This is a genomic window from Pseudomonas sp. NFPP12, from assembly GCF_900103205.1.
Taxonomy (GTDB): domain Bacteria; phylum Pseudomonadota; class Gammaproteobacteria; order Pseudomonadales; family Pseudomonadaceae; genus Aquipseudomonas; species Aquipseudomonas protegens.
Genome location: NZ_FMWW01000002.1, coordinates 503,246 through 522,891, shown reverse-complemented (window position 1 = coordinate 522,891; position 19,646 = coordinate 503,246). Strand labels below are relative to the sequence as shown.

30 protein-coding genes and 1 other RNA gene are annotated in these 19,646 nt (G+C 56.7%); all 31 read left to right on the top strand.

Annotation, left to right across the window (positions count from 1 at the left end; all coding sequences use genetic code 11):
* Positions 1 to 17 precede the first annotated feature (17 nt).
* The 31 genes from BLS75_RS10070 to BLS75_RS09915 all read left to right on the top strand — a co-directional run bounded on the left by BLS75_RS10070 (position 18) and on the right by BLS75_RS09915 (position 19,470).
* On the top strand, positions 18 to 740 hold the full coding sequence (locus tag BLS75_RS10070) for an AAA family ATPase (RefSeq protein WP_072450782.1): 723 nt from the start codon (positions 18 to 20) through the stop codon (positions 738 to 740).
* Entirely contained in the window at positions 740 to 1,480 is a 741-nt protein-coding gene (locus tag BLS75_RS10065; RefSeq protein ID WP_072450781.1) for a hypothetical protein, read from the top strand. Before BLS75_RS10070 ends, BLS75_RS10065 begins: the two co-directional genes overlap by 1 nt.
* A complete protein-coding gene (locus BLS75_RS10060; RefSeq protein WP_072450780.1) occupies positions 1,477 to 1,851 on the top strand; it encodes a hypothetical protein in 375 nt (124 codons plus the stop codon). Before BLS75_RS10065 ends, BLS75_RS10060 begins: the two co-directional genes overlap by 4 nt.
* Positions 1,835 to 2,017: a hypothetical protein gene (locus tag BLS75_RS10055; RefSeq protein ID WP_072450779.1), complete on the top strand. Its 183-nt coding sequence runs from the start codon at positions 1,835 to 1,837 to the stop codon at positions 2,015 to 2,017. The genes BLS75_RS10060 and BLS75_RS10055 overlap by 17 nt, the downstream gene beginning before the upstream one ends.
* Positions 2,017 to 2,511, top strand: a complete 495-nt coding sequence (locus tag BLS75_RS10050; protein WP_072450778.1) for a hypothetical protein — start codon at positions 2,017 to 2,019, stop codon at positions 2,509 to 2,511. Before BLS75_RS10055 ends, BLS75_RS10050 begins: the two co-directional genes overlap by 1 nt.
* Positions 2,501 to 2,893 carry a hypothetical protein gene (locus tag BLS75_RS10045; RefSeq protein ID WP_072450777.1) on the top strand — a complete coding sequence of 131 codons (393 nt, stop codon included), beginning with the start codon at positions 2,501 to 2,503 and terminating at the stop codon, positions 2,891 to 2,893. The genes BLS75_RS10050 and BLS75_RS10045 overlap by 11 nt, the downstream gene beginning before the upstream one ends.
* Positions 2,890 to 3,531 (top strand): DUF3164 family protein, encoded by a 642-nt coding sequence (locus BLS75_RS10040; RefSeq protein WP_072450776.1) that lies wholly within the window; start codon positions 2,890 to 2,892, stop codon positions 3,529 to 3,531. The genes BLS75_RS10045 and BLS75_RS10040 overlap by 4 nt, the downstream gene beginning before the upstream one ends.
* A gap of 59 nt (positions 3,532 to 3,590) precedes the next feature.
* Positions 3,591 to 3,827, top strand: a complete 237-nt coding sequence (locus BLS75_RS10035) for a hypothetical protein (RefSeq protein WP_072450775.1) — start codon at positions 3,591 to 3,593, stop codon at positions 3,825 to 3,827.
* An RNA gene (locus BLS75_RS10030) (hammerhead ribozyme type II) lies at positions 3,826 to 3,896 on the top strand. Before BLS75_RS10035 ends, BLS75_RS10030 begins: the two co-directional genes overlap by 2 nt.
* Positions 3,897 to 3,917: 21 nt before the next feature.
* On the top strand, positions 3,918 to 4,337 hold the full coding sequence (locus BLS75_RS10025; RefSeq protein ID WP_072450774.1) for a gp16 family protein: 420 nt from the start codon (positions 3,918 to 3,920) through the stop codon (positions 4,335 to 4,337).
* Positions 4,334 to 4,777 (top strand): Mor transcription activator family protein, encoded by a 444-nt coding sequence (locus BLS75_RS10020; RefSeq protein ID WP_072450773.1) that lies wholly within the window; start codon positions 4,334 to 4,336, stop codon positions 4,775 to 4,777. Before BLS75_RS10025 ends, BLS75_RS10020 begins: the two co-directional genes overlap by 4 nt.
* Complete coding sequence (locus BLS75_RS10015) at positions 4,777 to 5,286, top strand: hypothetical protein (RefSeq protein ID WP_072450772.1); 510 nt, start codon at positions 4,777 to 4,779, stop codon at positions 5,284 to 5,286. The genes BLS75_RS10020 and BLS75_RS10015 overlap by 1 nt, the downstream gene beginning before the upstream one ends.
* Before the next feature lie 436 nt (positions 5,287 to 5,722).
* Positions 5,723 to 6,010, top strand: coding sequence for a putative holin (locus BLS75_RS10010; protein WP_239690656.1), 288 nt, complete (start codon positions 5,723 to 5,725; stop codon positions 6,008 to 6,010).
* A 32-nt stretch (positions 6,011 to 6,042) separates the two neighbouring features.
* A complete protein-coding gene (locus BLS75_RS10005; protein WP_083533700.1) occupies positions 6,043 to 6,645 on the top strand; it encodes a transglycosylase SLT domain-containing protein in 603 nt (200 codons plus the stop codon).
* Positions 6,642 to 7,253: a hypothetical protein gene (locus BLS75_RS10000; RefSeq protein WP_072450770.1), complete on the top strand. Its 612-nt coding sequence runs from the start codon at positions 6,642 to 6,644 to the stop codon at positions 7,251 to 7,253. Before BLS75_RS10005 ends, BLS75_RS10000 begins: the two co-directional genes overlap by 4 nt.
* Positions 7,240 to 7,455 (top strand): TraR/DksA C4-type zinc finger protein, encoded by a 216-nt coding sequence (locus BLS75_RS09995; RefSeq protein WP_072450769.1) that lies wholly within the window; start codon positions 7,240 to 7,242, stop codon positions 7,453 to 7,455. The genes BLS75_RS10000 and BLS75_RS09995 overlap by 14 nt, the downstream gene beginning before the upstream one ends.
* Positions 7,452 to 7,784, top strand: a complete 333-nt coding sequence (locus BLS75_RS09990) for a hypothetical protein (RefSeq protein WP_072450768.1) — start codon at positions 7,452 to 7,454, stop codon at positions 7,782 to 7,784. The genes BLS75_RS09995 and BLS75_RS09990 overlap by 4 nt, the downstream gene beginning before the upstream one ends.
* Positions 7,781 to 8,092, top strand: a complete 312-nt coding sequence (locus tag BLS75_RS09985) for a hypothetical protein (RefSeq protein ID WP_072450767.1) — start codon at positions 7,781 to 7,783, stop codon at positions 8,090 to 8,092. Before BLS75_RS09990 ends, BLS75_RS09985 begins: the two co-directional genes overlap by 4 nt.
* A gap of 2 nt (positions 8,093 to 8,094) precedes the next feature.
* Complete coding sequence (locus BLS75_RS09980; protein WP_072450766.1) at positions 8,095 to 8,607, top strand: DUF3486 family protein; 513 nt, start codon at positions 8,095 to 8,097, stop codon at positions 8,605 to 8,607.
* 34 nt (positions 8,608 to 8,641) lie between these two features.
* On the top strand, positions 8,642 to 10,210 hold the full coding sequence (locus BLS75_RS09975) for a hypothetical protein (RefSeq protein ID WP_083533696.1): 1,569 nt from the start codon (positions 8,642 to 8,644) through the stop codon (positions 10,208 to 10,210).
* Positions 10,210 to 11,754 carry a DUF935 domain-containing protein gene (locus BLS75_RS09970; RefSeq protein WP_072450765.1) on the top strand — a complete coding sequence of 515 codons (1,545 nt, stop codon included), beginning with the start codon at positions 10,210 to 10,212 and terminating at the stop codon, positions 11,752 to 11,754. Before BLS75_RS09975 ends, BLS75_RS09970 begins: the two co-directional genes overlap by 1 nt.
* Positions 11,754 to 13,040: a PBECR2 nuclease fold domain-containing protein gene (locus BLS75_RS09965; protein WP_072450764.1), complete on the top strand. Its 1,287-nt coding sequence runs from the start codon at positions 11,754 to 11,756 to the stop codon at positions 13,038 to 13,040. The genes BLS75_RS09970 and BLS75_RS09965 overlap by 1 nt, the downstream gene beginning before the upstream one ends.
* Positions 13,041 to 13,140: 100 nt before the next feature.
* On the top strand, positions 13,141 to 13,707 hold the full coding sequence (locus tag BLS75_RS09960) for a phage virion morphogenesis protein (protein ID WP_083533695.1): 567 nt from the start codon (positions 13,141 to 13,143) through the stop codon (positions 13,705 to 13,707).
* Positions 13,708 to 13,953: 246 nt separating this feature from the next.
* On the top strand, positions 13,954 to 14,925 hold the full coding sequence (locus BLS75_RS09955) for a phage protease (RefSeq protein WP_072450762.1): 972 nt from the start codon (positions 13,954 to 13,956) through the stop codon (positions 14,923 to 14,925).
* Between the two features lie 26 nt (positions 14,926 to 14,951).
* Complete coding sequence (locus BLS75_RS09950; protein WP_072450761.1) at positions 14,952 to 15,845, top strand: Mu-like prophage major head subunit gpT family protein; 894 nt, start codon at positions 14,952 to 14,954, stop codon at positions 15,843 to 15,845.
* A 9-nt stretch (positions 15,846 to 15,854) separates the two neighbouring features.
* A complete protein-coding gene (locus BLS75_RS09945; RefSeq protein ID WP_072450760.1) occupies positions 15,855 to 16,349 on the top strand; it encodes an HI1506-related protein in 495 nt (164 codons plus the stop codon).
* The gene (locus tag BLS75_RS09940) at positions 16,346 to 16,837 is read left to right on the top strand and encodes a phage protein Gp36 family protein (RefSeq protein WP_072450759.1); all 492 of its coding nucleotides are present in this window, start codon (positions 16,346 to 16,348) and stop codon (positions 16,835 to 16,837) included. Before BLS75_RS09945 ends, BLS75_RS09940 begins: the two co-directional genes overlap by 4 nt.
* On the top strand, positions 16,837 to 17,403 hold the full coding sequence (locus BLS75_RS09935; protein ID WP_072450758.1) for a phage protein Gp37: 567 nt from the start codon (positions 16,837 to 16,839) through the stop codon (positions 17,401 to 17,403). Before BLS75_RS09940 ends, BLS75_RS09935 begins: the two co-directional genes overlap by 1 nt.
* A gap of 193 nt (positions 17,404 to 17,596) precedes the next feature.
* Positions 17,597 to 18,694, top strand: a complete 1,098-nt coding sequence (locus tag BLS75_RS09925; protein ID WP_072450756.1) for a phage tail sheath C-terminal domain-containing protein — start codon at positions 17,597 to 17,599, stop codon at positions 18,692 to 18,694.
* Positions 18,695 to 18,707: 13 nt separating this feature from the next.
* The gene (locus tag BLS75_RS09920) at positions 18,708 to 19,079 is read left to right on the top strand and encodes a phage tail protein (protein ID WP_072450755.1); all 372 of its coding nucleotides are present in this window, start codon (positions 18,708 to 18,710) and stop codon (positions 19,077 to 19,079) included.
* Between the two features lie 4 nt (positions 19,080 to 19,083).
* Positions 19,084 to 19,470: a hypothetical protein gene (locus tag BLS75_RS09915; RefSeq protein ID WP_072450754.1), complete on the top strand. Its 387-nt coding sequence runs from the start codon at positions 19,084 to 19,086 to the stop codon at positions 19,468 to 19,470.
* Positions 19,471 to 19,646: the final 176 nt, after the last annotated feature.

Genomic DNA, 19,646 nt, shown 5'->3' with positions numbered 1-19,646 from the left:
TAAGGAGATAAAACACAATGAGTGTAACCAAAATCGTTCCATTAACAAATGTGGGCTTACTAGCGGGGGCAATTAAGCGAGCCCAGGCGCGCCCAGTGGGACTACCGGGCCTTGTAGCGATGTATGGACCAAGCGGGTTTGGTAAGAGTGTTGCGGCTGCTTACTCGGCTAATTTGCATCGGGCTTATTACGTCGAGTGTCGGGACGCCTGGAGCAAGAAGGCATTCCTGTTGGCAATTCTTCGGGAAATGTCCATTTTCCCAGCTAAAACCATGTCGGAAATGGTTGATCAGATCGCCGTTCAACTCTCTGCATCGATGCGGCCTCTGATTGTTGATGATGTGCAGTACCTGTTGGATAAGGCCGTGGCAAATGCGTTGACCGACATTTACAACGCCAGCCAAGGCACGATTGTTTTGATCGGTGAGGAACGGGTGCCTGCGTCGCTCGCGAAGCTAGAGCGCTTGCATAACAGGGTTCTTGAATGGGTTCCGGCTCAAGCCGCAACGCTGGATGACCTCAAGGCGTTGGCAAAGTCGACTTACCCTCAACTTGTCTTCGCAGATGATCTGTTGATAGACCTGAATCAAGCGACCCGGGGTTGTCTGCGTCGGGCGGCGGTGAACCTTTACAAAGTCCAATCTGAAGCATCGGCCATGATGCTGGATCGGGTTGACCTTCAGGCCTGGGGAAAGCGTGGATGGTTCAATGGCGACGCTCCGTCTCGGAGGGCTAGCTAATGACTAAGACCACTCAACTCAGCGTATCCGGCGGCAAAGTTGCTAAGCAGCATATGTGGGAGGCTGTCAGGGCGAATAAGGCCGGTTTCTCCCTGCGCATGATTGCTTCGGCATCAGGGCAACCCATAGCTCAAGTAAAGGCTTACGTCCTGGCTATGCGGAATGCTCAGCTTGTCGAAGTTTTCGACGAAAGTGGCGACGCGAAGGACCATCGTTGGCGATTGGTACGCGACGAGGGGGCCGACTATCCGCGAGTGCGGTCCAATGGGCAGCGCTCCACTCACGGCCTTGGCCTGGAAAACCTTTGGCGTGCAATGCGCATCATGAAAAGAATGACTGCTGCTGATGCTGCACAGATGGCGAGTGTTAACGGGGTGCGCGTTACTCAGGCATACGCCCTTAACTATTTCGTCCTACTGGTGAAAGCAGGTTATCTGGTCGCAAGTAGCAAAGAATCCAAGCGCGAACAAACATTTGAATTTGTACCAGGAATGAATACAGGGCCGAAACACCCCGTTATTCAACGGTTGGAGTCTATCAAGGTATTCGATTCGAACACCGAAGCGCTGGTATACGCCAAAGAAACTACAGGAGGCGTATCGACTGCTTCTGAACCTAGCAATGATATGGAACAGGAGAATCTTCGCCTGCGTCAGCTGGTTTCGGAGTTTGTTGATACTGGCGATAAAGCTCCGACTCCTAGCTTGCTTCAACGTGCTTTGTTGGAGCTTGCAGAATGAAGCAGATCGATATTTCTGCATGGGGTAGTGAGCCGCCACTGTTCATTAAATTGCTTGCAGCAGAAGTGGCAGTTAGTAATCGCACTCGGGCGGCCCGGCGAATTGGCCTGAGTCGTACCGCTGTAAGTTTGATCCTGGTTAACAAGTACAGGAGCAAAAGCACAGCGGGTGTTGAGCGCCGTGTTCTTGATTCACTTGGGCGTATTGAATGTGTTGCATTCAGTGAGACAGTGACAATCGAACAATGCCAAAGCTACCGCGAAAAGGTGGCCCCAACTCATAACCCACAAGCTATGCAGCACTGGCGAGCATGTCAGCACTGCCCCTATAACCCGTCATGTGCAGGTGCCGGAAATGCAACAGTCCACTGAGATTGCTCAAGTTCCCGTTGCTCGCGTCCAGTTCTACATAGCCGGTCGTAGGCTGATCCGGATCTATGCGGAAGGAAAGTGCGTGGGCTTTTCCGAAACTTACAAGTTCGCTCAAATCAAAGCGGCCGAGTTTGAAAAGGCGGCCGTTAAGCAGGAGGTTCACTGATGCGGACTCGCTGCCCTAACTGTGGAACCACTTTAAGCCTCGATGCGCTAATTGCACATGATGGTGCCAGAGACGCTTTAGGTGTCGCTTTTAAGTTGTCCGGCCAGCTCGGAAATACTCTGGTTCGTTATATCGGGTTGTTCAGACCTGAAACCCGCGAACTGACGATGGATCGAGTGGGGAAACTTCTGAATGAGTTGCTGCCGGACCTGCAAGCACAGCGCATTGAACGCAATGGAATCGTATTCAATGCGCCCCCGGCTTGCTGGGTTTGGGCGATAGAGCAAGCCGTGGCCGCTCGCGATGCTGGACGGCTGATGACTCCACTGAAGGGGCATGGCTGGCTTTATCAGGTCATGACTCAGTGGCAAGGAGAAACAACTGCGGTTACTGCTCTGCCGGAGTCTTTGCCAGCGAGGCAAATGCCTTCCGCTCGGCCTAGTCAGACAACGGCGGCATTGGCCGCATTACAGGGGCGGTTGAATGGCGGATGACTGGCTTGAGCGTGAGGTGATTGCCGGACTAATGGGGCTAGTTGCTTTGCGTCTGGATGGCGCCCCGGCAGCCGACGCCATCACCCTCACTCTTGATATCTGGTTGGTAGCTCTGAAAAAGGCTCAGCGCTGGAACGAAGAACAGGACAGCGGTCGAGTTAAGTCTGCATTTGAAACGCTGTTCGCAAACTGCGAGCGATGGCCCGCACCAGCGAGCCTTATACGAGAACTACCGGTCCGGCAGGGGCAGCAAACTTTGCCTAAACCAGCCCTTACAGATCAACAACGAGCGAATGGTCGCCGCCGAATTGGCGAAATCTTAGACGGCCTGAAGCACGGCAACACCAAACTCAAGACGAATATGGAGCATCAGAAAATATGAATATTCCGGAAGGATTTCGCCAGGACGCCAAAGGGCATTTGGTCCCGGTGGACTTGATCAAGCCAATCGACTTGGCACGTGACGAACTGGTCACTGATCTTGTCGGCAAGGCTCGCGAACTGTCCAAGGCGCTGGCTCTTTTCAAGGGGCAGGCATTTGGCGATATCAAGGCATTTATCGAAATGTCGGCCGAACAATACAAGGCCAGTATTGGAGGGAAGAAAGGGAATGTCTCTTTGCTGACGTTCGATGGCCGTTACAAGGTAATCCATGCTGTAGCGGACTCAATCAAGTTCGATGAGCGCCTTCAAGCAGCCCGGGTTCTTATCGATGAATGTGCCGCTGAGTGGACGCAGGACGCCCGAAGTGAGGTGCGCGTCCTGGTTAATGAGGCGTTTCGGACAGACAAAGCCGGTGAAATCAGCACTGGCCGCGTGTTGGGCCTGCGCCGTCTTGAGATCAAGGACGAACGATGGCAACGGGCGATGCAAGCTATTGGTGAAGCTGTCCAGGTGGTTGGTTCAAAGAGCTATATCCGGGTCTATGAGCGCATTGGCGATTCCGACCAGTACGCGCCTATCCCCCTGGATATCGCGAGCATTTTTGTTTCGGACGCAGTGCCGCCGACGATGCATTGAACAGCTCGATTGCTCCAGAAAAAGCCAACCAATACAGACCAATAGCGAGAACAGTTCAAATGGCCAAGTTTCAAATCACAGTAGAAGACGGCGCCGATGGCGTTTCCATCTCCGTAGACAACCAGAACCAGCTCAACAGCAGCAAGGCTGGACAGGTCGCCAATGTCCTGGTTCAGAACGCCCGGCTTATCGCCCGCATCCCGCTTGAAGGTGCAGCCCGTCACATGGGCGGTTGTACATGTGAGGTCTGCCAAGCAATGCGCGAGAAGATGATATTCAACCCAACTATCCATTGAGCGAAACCGCCCCGGGCAACTAGGGCGGTCTATCCGGTGTGGCGTTCGGATACTGATGAGCTGCCGAGGAAGTAAAGGAGAAAGGAGAAAATGAATCGACGTAATTTACAGCTATCGAAGATCCACATAGCCAAGAAGGACCAAGGGCTAGACGACGAAACTTATCGGGCCTTACTCAAACGTGTTGCGAATGTCACCTCTGCGAAAGACCTCACTCCGCGTCAAATAGGCGCTGTGCTGGCCGAGTTTGAACGGCTCGGCTGGCAACCCAAGGCCAAGCCCAAAAGCAATGGGCGTGCTGCTCCGAACGTTGCCCCCGACCGCCAGAAACTCGTTGGAAAAATTGAGGCGTTTATGGCCGAGGCTGGCCGCCCTTGGGAGTATGCGGATGGCATGGCATTACGCATGTTCAAGGTTGAGCGGGTCGAGTGGCTGAACGCAAAACAGTTGGGCAGCCTGGTTTCGGCCTTGACCTACGATGCGCAACGAAACGGGAGGCCGACTCAGTGAGCAATGAACAGTTGTTTCCCGATGACAGCGACAGGCTAGACCCGAATAAAGTCCTGGCTCATATGGAAGACCCGGCCGTTATCACTCGGTGGGAGGGGACGCTTAAGGAAATGGTCGAGATTGCCGAGGCAGAATTGAATAGCAAGCTCCACAGCACCCCGGAGGTGGTGCCAGAGATCGCAAGATCAGTAGTGTTTGCCATCTGTGACACCATGGGCGGATCGGTGATTTACCTACCCAGGGGGGATGCGTTAAAGAAGGCAATGCGAGACGCGGCAATCTTTCGGGCGTGGCGTGACCACAACGCCCCGATATCAACCTTGGTTCGCAGGTACAAACTTGCGTCGCAAACGATATATGAGATCATCGCGCGCCAGCGGGCCTTGCATCGTCGCAACGAGCCTGACCTATTTGGCTTTGAAGACGGGACGGTCCATTAATGATGGGTTTGAGAGGGGTGTTAGTGGTTTCGGCGCTGTACGTGTCGACGGTCTGCTCGGCACAGGAACCTAACACTGCTCTCAAGGACGATTTGAGCCTTGCCAAATCGAACCAAGCTCTGGCCCAAGAGCTTTGGGTAAAAAATCGTGATGCCTGTATGACCCGTGATACCTCCGTCCTGGCGGAGGTTATGCGCTCTGCAAACAAGCAGCTTCACGCTCAAAAGGCGTTGGCTGCTTCAGCCTATCCCGGTTGTCGACAAATGCTCAGTGATGTTCTGTTTATCAACGGTGGCTGCTACACCGGCAAGCTGTCTCAAGGCGAACTGGATCGCTCTCGGACAAACTGGGAGAAGGACAGCGCCGCATGCTCAACTCAGATCGAAAATCCGTCAGCTTCCTCCGCTGACTCTGAAGTTCAGTCAGAAGCCGAATGGGAGGCGCAACAGCGCCGTGAGGGAGCGTCCGAGGACGATATAAAAACGATGAAAGCCATTCGCGCTTTGTAACTCAATAGCCCCCCTAAAGCCCCGCTCAGTCCGGGGCTTTTTCTTGCGCGTGCAAGAAACACAACCCCTCCTTGCTGTAAGCGAATCTAGCCCGGACCCCAACTCCGGCAGGCTCGCAAATGTCCTTTTTCCCTCGTTCGTCCAGGCAGTACGCCGAGCTTGTTATTGCAGAGCCTTTCACATCTGAGGTTAAGGCGCTGATGGACAGGTGCCCTCCGGAGTGGCGCGCAAGTGTCGAGCTAATCGTGGCAAGTCATGAGCGCCGGGTTGCCGAGTACGTAAGGCAGAAAGAGAAGTTACGGCCTAAGGACGGCCAGTCTTCGCCGTGTCTCGGTACATACAAGGCCGCAGAAACTGTACGGGGTGATCCCGTTATCGCTGCTCGTTCGCTTGCAGGTATCCGCGCCTCACTTCAATCAACTCAGGAATCTCACTGATGGCTTTCTTTCATCGGCGTCCGCGTGCGCCACGAATGACCTTTTGGTCACTGATCACTGTTGTTCTGCTGCTCTGTCTGGCCCTGGTCGCCCCAACCAAAATGGTCGTTGTCCTCTACAAAGCGGGCTTGGTCACTCTTGGCGGTGTGCTGGGCTACTGGATCGACCGGGCACTGTTTCCCTATGCGCGCCCGGATCAAGTCTTGCCGGGTGATCGAGCGTTGGCGGGAATGCGCCGGGCCTTGGTGGTACTGGCCTGCATTCTCGGTCTGACGCTGGGGCTCTGACTATGCGCCCCCTTCGGACCTGTTCCTCTTTCATGTTCCTGATCCTGGTGGTCGGTGTTGCCCTGTTCGGCCGTGCGAAGGCTGAAGTTCCCCCGCAGGCTGAACACTACCGGCGAGACTTGACTCGTATTGCCCAGGCCGAATGGGGGCTTGATGCTCCTGTGGCGATGTTCGCGGCGCAGATCCATCAGGAAAGCCGCTGGAAGTTCGACGCAAAGTCACCGGTCGGTGCCCAGGGCCTGGGTCAGGTGATGCCTACAACTGCCACTTGGCTGGCGCAAACCTTCCCTAAGGCGCTGGGCAAGATCGAGCCCTATAACCCGATGTGGTCGATGCAGGCGCTGGTCAGCTATGACCGTTGGCTTGCCAGTCGGGTTAAGGCCCGCAACACCTGCGATCGGAACGCCATGATTCTCTCCTCTTACAACGGGGGGCTTGGTTGGGTGATCCGAGATCGAAAGTTGGCTTCGGCTTCGGGTGCTGATCCGCTGGTCTGGTTCAACTCAGTCGAGCGTTTTAACGATGGCCGCTCGGCCGCAGCGTTCAAAGAAAACCGCCAATACCCACGCCTGATCTTGTTGCGTTGGGAGCCTGTGTACATCGCTGAAGGGTGGGGCCTGGGAGGCTGCCAATGAGGTCTCTTGCTGGGCTGGCAGTGCCTTTTCTTCTGCTTCTTGGCGTGTCCGCTGCTGTTGCGTTCACGCTGAATCTTAATCAGCAAGAAGGTTATGAGCGGGGTTATGAGGTCGCGAAAGGAGAGGGAGAAGTGGCCCTAGGAAAGCTCCGCTTGGAAGTCACGAACGAAAAGAAAGAAGCCGCAGAGAGGGCGGCTAAGGAACTGGCCGCAGAGAAACAGCGCGGGGATGTTCTGGCGCTTCAACTCACGAACAAAAGTCTTGAGCTACGGAAAAATACCGAACGGCTCACCGGGGAGATTCAACGTGTCACGACTCTTTATCGCCGCGCCCTGGACGCGCCGCCTGAGCCTCTGCCTGTGGCTGTTTTCACTGTTGGCTTTGTCCGCGTGTGGAACCAAGCCCTTACCTCCGGCGCTATGCCTGCCAGCCAGTCCGCCAGCGGAGCTACTTCAAAAGGCGGTGGAGCCGGAGCCATTGAACAGCTCCCTGCAGGCATAACGCCTGCCGACCTTCTGACTAACCATGTACGCAACAGCGAAAGCTCCGCTAAGTGCCGCGCCCAGCTGAATAGCCTTATCGAGTGGAACACCCATGGACGTAACTGACCGCGCATCCGTAGTTGAGGAAGCGAACCGAGAGGCCGCTATTGCGGCGCATTTGGCACAGGCCCGCAAGCCTATAGGCGTATCGGCGCTGGAATGTGTGGACTGCGGGCTGGAGATCCCCGAGGGGCGTCGTCTTGCTGTTCCAGGCGTGATGCTCTGCATTGATTGCCAAGACGTACACGAACGGTTGTCGCGCCAATGACGACTATTGAACTGCCCCTGTGGCAGATGATCGGCATTACCGCCACGGTGCTGGCGATGTTCGCGGGCCTGGTCAAGCTCCTGTTGGCGCAGATGGAAAGCAGGCTGGAACAGCGCTTCTCCATGATGGACAAGCGCTTTGAGGGAGTAAGCAAGGACTCAGAACGATTGCGCGATGTAGAGCTACGCCTGGAACGGCTCAAGGGTGAGATGCCTTTGCACTACGTCCAGCGCGAGGACTATGTCCGCAATCAAACCGTATTGGAGGCCAAGCTGGATGCCTTGGCCTTGAAGCTTGAAAACGTACAGCTCAAGGGAGCCCGTGAATGATTTCTGATCCTGCCAAGGTACGGCGCGAATCGCTGCGCTGGTACATCCTCCTCACTCTCAACACTTCCCGGCCAGTGGACCCTCATGAGGCCGTGGTGCTTTCGACTATCCAGGGCATCTATCCAGACGCCACGCAATTGGAATTGCGGCGTGAGCTGGACTATCTGGCTGATCGCTCATTGGTCACGCTGCAGAAAAGCCCTTCCGGTGCGTGGGTCTGTGGGCTGACTCACTACGGCGTTGATATCGTGGAGTACTCGATTGAGTGCCGTCCGGGTATCGCTCGCCCTGAAAAATACTGGTCGTGACCATGCCGCCGAGAAGCAAGGTCGCCGGACTTCCACCCGAGGTTAAAGAGTGGCTTGACCAAGCACTGGTTGAGTCGAATTTCTCAGGTTATGAGGCGCTATCGTCCGAGCTGGGGAGCCGGGGCTACTCCATTGGAAAAAGCGCGCTGCATCGTTATGGCTCTGAGTTTGAGGTCAAGCTCGCGTCGTTGAAGATGGCTTCAGAGCAGGCTAAGGCGGTGGTACAGGCTGCGCCGGATGATGAGGGCGCAGTCAATGAGGCGCTGATGCGTTTGGTCCAGGAGCATCTGTTTAAGCTGTTGATGACCGACAACAAACCTATTGACTTGCCAAAGGTGGCAAAGGCGGTCGCTGAGCTTGGCAGGGCCTCTGTCGTACAGAAGAAATGGCAAGCTGAAGTGCGCGACAAGGCGGCGGCCGCTGCTGACAAGGTTGAGAAAATCGCCAAGAAAGGTGGTCTGGACGCTAAGACCGTGGACCAGATCCGGCGTTCTATTTTGGGCGTGGCCTCATGAGTGGGCGGTTCCTGTTCGCAAGTTGGGCGCTGAAATGACCAACACTGTTTCCCCGCTCCAGGAGGTGCTGTCCGGTGAGTACCTGCCCCTCACTCCTGCCGTGTTGCTGGAATACCAGAAGAACTGGATAGGCATTCGCGCTCCCCTGAAGGTCGGCGAGAAGTCCCGGCGTATTGGTTTGACCTGGGCTGAGGCTGCCGACAATGTCTTGGTGGCAGCTTCCTCAAAGGAGGCGGGCGGCCAGACTGTCTACTATCTCGGCTACAACCAGGACATGACGGTGGAATATATCCAGGCTTGCGGAATGTGGGCGCGGGCCTACGACTACGCAGCAAGTGAAATTGAAGAGGGGATTTGGCCGGACGAAGATCCGGACAAGAACATAAAGACCTACACCATCACCTTTCCCAGTGGGCTCCGCATCGTTGCACTGACCAGCCGACCGTCCAACCTTCGGGGGCGACAGGGTGTTGTCGTGATTGATGAGGCAGCGTTTCACCAGGATCTAGCTGAGCTGTTGAAGGCCGCGCTTGCGCTACTGATCTGGGGTGGTGAGGTCCATGTGATCAGCACTCACGATGGAACAGAAAACGCTTTCAATGAGCTGATCAATGATATTCGTGCAGGCAAGCGCAAGGGCGAGCTGTTCCGTTGTGAGTTCCGTGACGCTGTAGCGGATGGGCTTTATCAGCGGGTTTGCTTGCGCAAGGGCATTGAATACAAGGCTGAGGAAGAAGCCGCCTGGGTCCAGGACGTCTACGACTTCTATGGTGACGCTGCCGAGGAGGAGCTTGATTGCGTGCCGTCTCAGGGCGGGGGTGCTTTTCTGAGTATGGCCCTGGTCGAGCAGCGGAGTAATCGCAATGTCCAGGTGCTGCGCCTGAACTGCCCGCAAGGCTATGAAACTCTAGATGCTCATGTCCGTCAGGTTGAGTGTCTGGAGTGGTGTGAAGAGCATTTAAAACCGTTGCTTGAGGCCATTCCCAAGGACGTGCAAAGCCATTACGGAATGGACTTTGCCCGCACGGGCGACCTTTCGGTGATCTGGCCCCAGGTTAAAGAGCAGGATCTGCGCAAGCGTGTGGTGTTTGTCATTGAGCTGCGTAACACCCCCTTTGCACAGCAGGAACAGATTCTGTTCTACATGGCTGATCGTCTGCCCAACTTGCTCAAGGGAGCCCATGACGCCAGGGGCAACGGTTCGCAGATCGCTGAAAGCGCTGCCGTTCGCTATGGGTTTAACCGCATCGAGCGGGTAATGCTGACCGAGGGCTGGTATCGCGAACACACGCCACCTTTCAAGGCTGCCCTAGAGGACGGCACCTTGTATGACATCCCGGCCGACAAAGATGTCAGCAGTGATCTACGTGCCTTCCGCATGGTCCGGGGTGTGGCCCGCATCCCAGATAAACGCACCAACGACAAAGGCGAAAAGTCCGGCGGCAAGCGCCACGGCGACGCAGGTATTGCAGCGTTGTTGGCTGACTTTGCTTCGCGTCAGGAAGTCGAGATCTTCGAATATCACCGAGTCCAACCAAACGCTGTGCAAGATCGAAAGGTCACGCTCGGCGCCGGTTGGCGCTCACAGAAGGGCATCTGGTAATGACACAGTCCAAAATAGTTGATCAGTACGGCCGCCCTATCGAGTACGACCGGCTTACAGAGGAGTTGGCGGCCCCGCGGTTGGCGGGAATTCGACAGGTTTGGCACCCCTCTGTTGCGAGTGGCCTTACACCCACGCGACTGGCGAGCATCCTTCAGGCTGCGAATGATGGTTCCGCCAATGACTATTTGACGTTGGCTGAGGAGATGGAGGAGCGTGATCCGCATTACGCTTCGGTCCTCGGCACACGCAAGCTGGCGGTCGCTGGTCTGAACATCCGTATTGAAGCGGCAACAGACGAGGCGGAAGACGTGCGCCGTGCCGATGCGCTGCGGGAGGTGGTAGAGGCGCCCGAGTTCGGCGAGCTGCAAAGCGAAGCTGTGGACGCCCTGGGCAAGTCTTACTCGGTCAGTGAAATCATGTGGGACCGTAGCGGTAAGGTTTGGACTCCTGAGCGTTTCGAGCCCCGTGATCAGCGTTTCTTCCAGTTTGACCGCGAAACAGGCCGACAACTTCGGTTGCTCGATGAAGCAGATCCGGTCAATGGTATTGAGCTTGCCCCATACAAATTCATTGTCCATTACCCGCGTATTCGCTCCGGCCTGCCGATTCGTGGCGGGCTGGCGCGTGTCGCGGCAGTGGCCTACATGTGCAAGGCCTGGACCTGGAAGGACTGGATGGGGTTCGCCGATATCTACGGTATCCCTATGCGGGTTGGGCGCTATGGGCCGAATGCAAGCAAGGACGATATCAACACGTTAATGGCTGCTGTCGCCAACCTCGGCAGTGATGCAGCGGCAGTTATCCCTGACAGCATGCGGATTGATTTCACTCAGGCGGCCAATGTGGCTGGCGCGGGCGAGTTCTTTAAAGGATTGGCTGAGTGGTGGGATAAGCAGGTTAGTAAGGCTGTGGTCGGTCAGACAATGAGCGCCGACGATGGCGCCAGTTTGGCGCAGGCCCAGGTTCACAACGAGGTGCGCCTCGATCTCCTTGAGGCCGACGCCAAAGCACTCAGCAACACGTTGAACCGCCAGTTTGTCCGTCCGTTCTGTGATCTAAATTTTGCTCCTGGTCGAAAGTATCCGCGCCTGATTGTCGATGTACCCAAACCCGAGAATATCAAGCTGCTGATCGATGCCTTGGACAAGCTTGTCCCATTGGGTCTGGAGGTCGAGCAGTCAGTCGTGATGGATAAGTTAAACCTCCCAGCTCCTGCGCCTGGTGCCAAGTTGCTGGGTAAGCCAGTTAGTACACCACTGGCAACGGCGGCAAACCGCGAGCAGTCAGCTCAAGCGATGATTCAGAGAGACATTGTTGATAATCAGGTTGGCACGCTTGAAGCGGCGGCAATGGTGGGTATGGATGACATGGTTGAGGCCATACGTTCACTCTTGGAGTCGGTGGACTCCCTGGAGGAGTTTCGCGACCGACTGATCGAGGTATATCCGGAAATGAATGCTGATCAGTTGGCTGATGCTATGGCGGACGGGATGGCGGCCGCGAGCATGGCCGGACGGTATGACGTCCTGAGGGGCTTGTAATGGCTGTGTCTCACGGCTCCTTGCCCTTCCAGGAGCAGATAGATTACTTCCGGGGCAAGACGGACATTCCGTCCCGCACCTGGACCGACATTTATCAAGTCGAACATGATTGGGCGTTCGTGGTGGCCGGGACCACTAAGCGCTCCCTGTTGTCTGATATGCGGGGAGCGGTTGAAAAAGCCATCACAACAGGGTTGACGCTGGAGCAGTTCCGCAAGGACTTTGACCAGATCGTTAGCAAGCATGGCTGGCAGTACAACGGCGGCCTGGGATGGCGGAGCCGGGTGATCTATGAAACCAACTTGCGCCAGTCCTACAACGCAGGGCGTGAGGCTCAGATGGCTGATCCTGAGTTACGCAAGCGTCGACCCTTCGCCGTATACCGGCACGGGGACAGCGCGCACCCACGGCCACAACACTTGGCTTGGGATGGGACGGTGCTTCCCTTAGATGATCCATGGTGGGCGACTCACAGCCCCCAGAATGGTTGGGGTTGCAAGTGTAAAAAGTACATGCTCAGCCAGCGGGACGTTGATCGACAGGGGCTCAAGGTTGGGCCAGCTCCGGTCGTGGAGTATGAGAACCGGACCATTGGCATAAATAGCCCCAATGGCCCGCGTGTTGTCCGGGTGCCTAAAGGCATTGATCCTGGGTTTGATTTTGCTCCTGGTCAGTCTCGTTTGAATGCAGGCGTTCCACCGCTGCAAGCTTTCGATCCGTTGCCTGATCCAGGGTCACGGGCTAGCAGTGTGCAAGGCGCGGGCTTGCCCAATCGACGCGCTCCAGGTGCATTGCCTCCGGCGCGTGAAATGGCGGCTGACAGATTGCTGCCTTCAGGCCTCTCTGATGTTGAATATGTGGATCGCTTTCTTGCTGAGTTCGGTGCCGCAGAGCGGGCGCCAGTGGTGTTCAAAGATGTGACGGGTGATGCTGTGGTGGTCGGTCGGGATTTGTTCACCAGTGCCAAAACCGGCGCTTTGAAGATCAGGAAGCGCGGCCATGCTCGCGAGCTGCTGTTGCTGGCTGACGCGATTAAAGATCCGGATGAGGTGTGGGTGCGGCTGGAATGGCTCTATTCACAGAACAGGGCAGTTGTCCGGCGCCGCTACATCTCCCGTTATCAAGTCGACGGTGAGCCCGTGCCTGCTTTGTCGGTGTTTGAGGTGGGGGATGACGGGTGGGATGGAGTTACGACATTTTCACCAGATGCCAATGATCCGGACTACCTGGAACAGCTGCGTATTGGTGTCCGGCTCTATCGTCGACCGCAGATCGAGAAGAAGTGAAACCGCGCGCCGCCACACGCGATTAATCCTGAGTGTAGGCCTGGAGGTCCTGGCGGGGACTGCTCACTCAATGGATGAATCTAGATAGTAGGAGGTGAGAGTGGCCGGTGCAATGCTTAATGTGGAACTGGACAACCGTCTGGCGGAGTCGGCTCTTGCTGAGTTACTGGAGCGAATGGGGGATCTGCGGACGCCCCTCCTGGACATTGCGGAATACTTGCATCAGTCCACTGACGACAGGTTTCGTCAACAGGTCGCGCCGGATGGGTCGCCCTGGGCTCCTCTGGCTCCGTCAACTATCGCAAGGAAGGGGTCGAACAAGATCCTTCGCCAGGATGGCAATCTGCAAGACACCCTTCGGCATAGTGTAAGTGGCAATGAACTGGCGTTCGGTACTGACCGCCCTTATGGGGCCATTCACCAGTTCGGTGGGAAAATTGAGCATGCGCCAAGGTCGCAGCAGGTTTACTTCAGCCACAAGAATGGAACTGTCGGCAATCGCTTTGTGAAGCGCAGCAAGTCCAATTTCGCGATGTGGACAACCCGGGGAGCGCATGCGATGGAGTTACCGGCGCGTCCTTATATTGGTCTGTCGTCTGAGGATGACGCTGAGATCCTTTCCATCATCTCCGATTACCTTACTGGTGCTATGAATGGCGGGGCTTAGGAAAGCCCGCTGGCGACGTTTTGAGGGGCTTGCAGGTACAACCGGGGCGGGTGCTGGTCGAGGAAAGCGTTAGACATGCGTTAGATTTGCTTGTGGGGCTATGGCTGCATGATAGATGCAGCAGAATTTCGGCGCCTGCGTATAAAATGGCCCTTCGCTGTACTCCGTAGCACCTCAACTCTATTTGGTTTAAACCTTAAACCGCCCTGAAACTCCCTATCGAATTCAGCCGCTCAAACTGGCGGCATGAAAAGAACACTTCTCGCACTCAATACTGACCTCTCCGCCACCATCACCGATGGTCAGGCGCCCGAGTGGGTCGAACTCATTCCGCCTGGACCGAATGTCACTGGCCGAGATGGTCGTCAGTGGGTGTTCGATGAGCTGGCGGCCAGCCAAGTCCAATCCAGCTTTATTGGCCGTTCCATCGATCTTCCAATCGATTGGGAGCATGCCACCCAGCACCGGGCGCCAAAAGGCGAAGACGCACCAGCGGCAGCCTGGATCAAGCAAGTAGAAACCCGCGACGGCGCTCTTTGGGGGCGTGTTGATTGGACGCCCAGGGGTTCCGCCCAGGTTGTCAGTCGCGAGTATCGATTCCTTTCGCCTGTCTTCGACTATGACCCGCAAACCATGCGCATTGCCCTCTTGGTCAGCGCAGGGCTGACCAACAAGCCGAATTTCCTTCTGACCGCCCTCAACAATGAAAACCCGGAGATCACGCCAGTGAAACTGTCACCAGCGTTTCTGGCCCTGCTCGGCTTGCCCGATGCAGCGACCGAAGAACAGGCCATGTCGGCCGTTACTCAACTCAAAGCCACGGCTCAAGCCACCAATACCGAGCGCCTTGATCTGGCGCGCTTTGTTCCGCGTGCGGATTTCGACGCGATGGAGGGGCGCGCCGCCAATGCCGAGCAGCAGTTGGCCACGCACAAAAAAGCAGAGCACGACAAGGCCGTCGACGCGCTGCTTACCTCGGCCACCCAGGCCGGAAAGATCGTTCCGGCGACTGTCGACTACTACCGTGCGTCTTGCCATGACGAGGCGGGCCTGGAGCGCTTCAAGGCGTTTGTAGCAGCCGCTCCCACCGTGGGCACTCCTTCCGGCCTCGACAGCCGAAAGCCAGAAAGCACCTCTACGGCTCTCAACGCCGAAGAAAAGCAGGTCGCATCGTTGCTCGGTATGAGTGATGCGGAATTTCTCCAGGGCAAGGCGTAACCCAGCCCCTCAGCAAGGTACTACCCATGATTATTACTCCAGCGTCATTGGCGGCGCTTTACACGGCATTCAAGGCGGAGTTCCAGAAGGCTCAGGCTGCAACGCCAACTGACTGGCAGCGTATCGCAACGCTGGTCCCTTCTTCGTCGGCGAGCAACACCTATGGTTGGCTCGGCCAGTTCCCGAGTTTTCGGGAGTGGATTGGCGAGCGTGTTCTCAAAAACATGGCCGCCCACGGCTACACCATTACCAACAAGAGCTATGAAGCGTCGGTAGGGATTCCGCGCTCGGCCATCGAAGATGACGAGGTCGGCGTTTACAAGCCGCTGTTCGAAGAAATGGGGCGGGCTTCCACTACGCACCCTGACGAGCTGGTGTTCGGCTTGCTGAAGGCCGGGCAGTCCGAAAAGTGCTACGACGGTCAATACTTCTTCGACGTTGATCATCCGGTTTACGCCAGCAACGATGGCACCGGCACAGCTGTATCGGTAAGTAACTTTCAAGAGGGGACCGGCCCTGCGTGGTATCTGCTCGATGTGAGCCGCGCAATCAAGCCTCTGATCTTCCAGAAGCGCCGCGATTATGCGTTGAAGGCGATGACCAGCCTCGATGATGAAAGCGTGTTCATGCGTGATGAATACCGCTATGGCGTCGATGCGCGGGCTCAAGTCGGTTTCGGGTTCTGGCAGTTTGCCTATTGCTCGAAAGCCCCTCTCACCCCTGACAGCTATGGCGCTGCTCGTGCCGCCATGAAAGCCTTCAAGGGCGATGGCGGCCGACCATTGGGCGTCACTCCTGGACTCCTGGTCGTGCCTTCTGTTCTGGAGGGTAGTGCCCGCAAGATCCTGAAAAAAGACGCCGACGGTGGCAACGAGTGGGCAGGCACTGCCGAAGTCCTCGCGCCAAGCTGGCTGGATTAAGGGGGCGCTATGACCATCGTTATTGTTGCCAAGCATGATGGGTTCCGCCGTTGCGGTGTCGCCCACTCCAGCAAGAAAACCAAGTATCCCGACGATTTCTTCACCGAGGAGCAACTGCTGGCTTTGAGTAAAGAGCCCCAGTTGATTCTCGGTTATGAAGATGATGAACCCGGCCCGGGGGACCAACTCGATGGAAATCGTTCGGAAGCGTTGCCGCCGCAAGCGTCCAGCGCCCAGGAAGACGGCCAGTCGCAAGCGCCTCAAGCAATCGTTGCGCCCTTGGGCGGTGTTGTTGAACTGCCTGCTGTCCCAGCCGTAAGTCTCATTCCTTCGGATCAACTGTCAGGCCTGGAGAACGCCGCCAGCGTTCTAGATGGGCAGTCGTCGAGCGGCGACAGCGGGACGACTCAGGTTCTGGATGGCGCTCCTGGTCCTGTAGTCGATCAGCCGCAAGCCGAAGGCGAGCAAAGCAAGACCCGCAAGGCCCGAGGCGCAGCGAAATGAACATCTCACTGCCGTCCGCTAGTCAGCTTCTGTTTCGATTCGGGGCTCGCCAACTGACTCAAGTTGCAACACCTAGTGAACTGCTCCCTATCGAGCCTGAGCTATTGGTTGCCGCTGCGGCAGGCAAGCCGCTCAACGACTGGGAGCCTGAACAAGTTGAGACGGCTGTGGCTACGTTGGCACGGATCGCTGATGTAGTTACACGGGCGCGCAGTGAGGTTTCTTTCTATCTACGGTTTCGCCCCGCCAATGAAGATGCGCCCGCCTGGGTGGCGGACGACTTGGCGGAGATCGCTCGCTATCACTTGTATGACGACGCGGGCCGTGAAGACTCCACTGTTCGCGTCATTTACAAGGACGTGATCAGGCGCTTGGAGGCGCTGGCGGCAGAGGACAAGGAGCGCGGAGCGGCGGAAGGGGGGCAATCTAGATTCGAAATCACCAGCAACCCGAGACTCATGAGCCGTCGCACCCTGAGGGCTCTGTGATGTTGGGGGAGCTGGAGGATCTGATTGAGGCCCGACTCAAGGAGTTGTGCAAGACCTTGCAGCGCCTGAAGGTTGAAAGCTATGGCGGCGAATTGAGCGATCCGGATCTCTTGTCAGGGTTGTTGAATCGCTGCCCGGCAGTCCTGGTTATGGTGCCAAAGGCGGTGTTCAACCGGAAAAGCCAAGCACGTTACAGCGTGCCGATCACCTTCCGGTTGGTAATCGCCACCCGAAATGCTCGCAGCGAACGGGATACCCGGCGCGGTGGCACCGGCTCAGAAATTGGCAGCTATGCACTTTGGGAAGCCTGTATGCACCAACTGGTGGATTGGCAACCCTGGGAGGGCAGAGCCGCTATCAGGCCAACCGAGCTTTCAAACCTGATCAATGGGAAGTTTGCGAGCGATCACCTGTCAGTCCTGGGCCAGTCATTTGTCATTGAATTGGATTGGGAAAAGCCCGCTCAAGCGCTGCCGGAACTCCTCGGCATCGACATGCAATACCACACGCCATCGGAGAATCCCGAGCCGGTGGCCACCGACACAATCGAACTGAGGGACGTGTAATGCACGTTATCGCTGCGCCAGGTTTGCTGGTGCCCAGGGAGTCAGACCCTTTGACGCGCATTGAGCCAGCTCCGGCCGATGCGGTCGAGGTTCCCGACACTTCGTATTACCGCCGCCGCGTTGCCGAGGGCGAGCTGCTGCTTGTTAAGAAGACGCGTAGCGGTGCCAAAAGCCCCGCAAAAGGAGCCGATGAATGAGCATTTCCTTTGACACCATTCCGGCATCGATCCGCAAGCCGGGTGCTTACTTTGAGTTCAACACCAGCTTGGCGGTGCGGACGCTGCCAACCAACAGGCAGAGCATTTGCTTGATTGTGCCCCTGGGGCCGAATGCAACGGTGCCAGCCAACGTGCCGACCCAGTTTTACAGCGCCGATGAGGCGGGTGAACTGTTCGGTCCGGTGGCGAAAGAAATGACTGAGGCCGCAATCAAAGCCTATCGCTATGTCGCCATCTCGGCCGTTGGCGTGGTGGTGGAAGGTGACGCAGAGCCGAACATTTCTGCCGCGCTGGATGCTACTGCGATGGGTGGATTCACTATCCTTGTTCCGGCGTGGTTCACCCAGTCGGCGCTCACTGCGTTGCGCACCCATATCCAGACTTACACCGACTCCATTGAGCAACAGAGCATCATCGGTGTAGCTGCATTGACTGGCACCTTGTCAGCCGCCACAACTTTGGCTGCTTCTTTGAACTCTGGCGCCATCACGTTGGCCGTTTTGCCAGGAACTGCATCGAGTCCGCGCCAAGTGGCGGCAGCCTATGCCGCAGTGATCGCCTCCGAAGAAGATCCAGCACGCCCGCTGAACACTCTTGTGCTGGGCGGTGTTCAAGCCCCGGGTATCACCAAGCGCCTTGGCCGAACTGAGCAAGAAACGGCGCTGGCTAATGGAGTAACGCCGCTGGAGGTGGGTGCGGGTGATGTTGTGCAAATTGTCCGAGCAGTCAGCACCTACACCAAGTCGGCGGCCGGTGCCAATGACGTTTCTCTGGTCGACCTGACCACTATTCGGACGCTCTATTACGTTCGCAATGCCTGTCGCGAGCGTGTCCGGCTGCGATTCCCCCGCTCCAAACTTTCCGTCAAAACTCCGGGGGCAGTGCGTGGCGAACTGCTCGATGTGCTCAAGAAGCTGGAGGAACTGGAGATCGTTGAAGAGGTTGACGCCAATGCCGCTGGCTTAGTGGTCGAGCGGTCGGCCCAGGACGTGAACCGTCTGAATGCCTCTATTCCGACCGATGTTGTTAACGGCTTGCACGTTTTCGCCGGTCGTATCGATCTGCTTTTGTAAGAGGTGACACCGAATGGCTGATAACTATGTGGGACAAATTGTCCTGGAGATCAATGGCACTGACTACGAAGTGACCAGCGTTGAGCCAAGCCTAAAGACTGGTCGCAAGGTCGTGAAAACCATGAACCGCACCGGTCGCCCAACTGGCACGGCAAAGGGTATTGAAGAGCATGAGTTGAAAATCTCTGTTCCGATTCCGAAAGCGGGTGAGCCCGATTGGCGCGCACTGATGGACGCCAAGTTGACCATCTATCCCCAGGATGGGGGCGGAAAGCGCCAATCCTGGACCGGCTGCTCACTGGCGGAAATGGGCTCCAAGTATCAGGTCGAGGGTGAGGCTACCCGGGATCTGACTATCACCGCGCTGAACTTCTACCTGGAATAACAAGATGACCGAAAAAGCGAGCAAACAATGGGACGGCCTGACCATAACCGGGTGTCTGGGTATCGGCGTTTATTACGCCGGAAGTCACCATAAGGATTTCACGTTACGGGCGCCGGTAACGGGTGATCTGATTAACGCCCAGCAGGAGTACCCGAGCGGCCCCCTGCAACTGATTACCGTGGACGTGTACCGGCGCCAGTTGCTGGCACTGGGGGATATTCCACAGGGGGCGCTAACTACAGAGCTTCTGTGTGGCGCCTTGCATGAGAGCGACCTCGCCATCATCGCCGACGCTGACGCCGAACTGGAAAAAAAGCTCAAGCCGCTGAGCGCGGTATCGCCGACTGGCGAAGGATCGAGCATGGGCTTGTCCGGAACGGCTACCGGCTAGACGAAATTCGCAAGATGACCAAGCCGGAAATAGAGGCCCGCATCGGGCTGATTATCGGCAAGGTCCAGGGCACACGCTACGTCGCCCAACGCAAGCGTGTACCGCTGCCTAAACCCAAGTAACGAAAGGCTCGGTTCCGGGCCTTTCTTGTATCTGCAAGACCTTCGGGGGTGTTG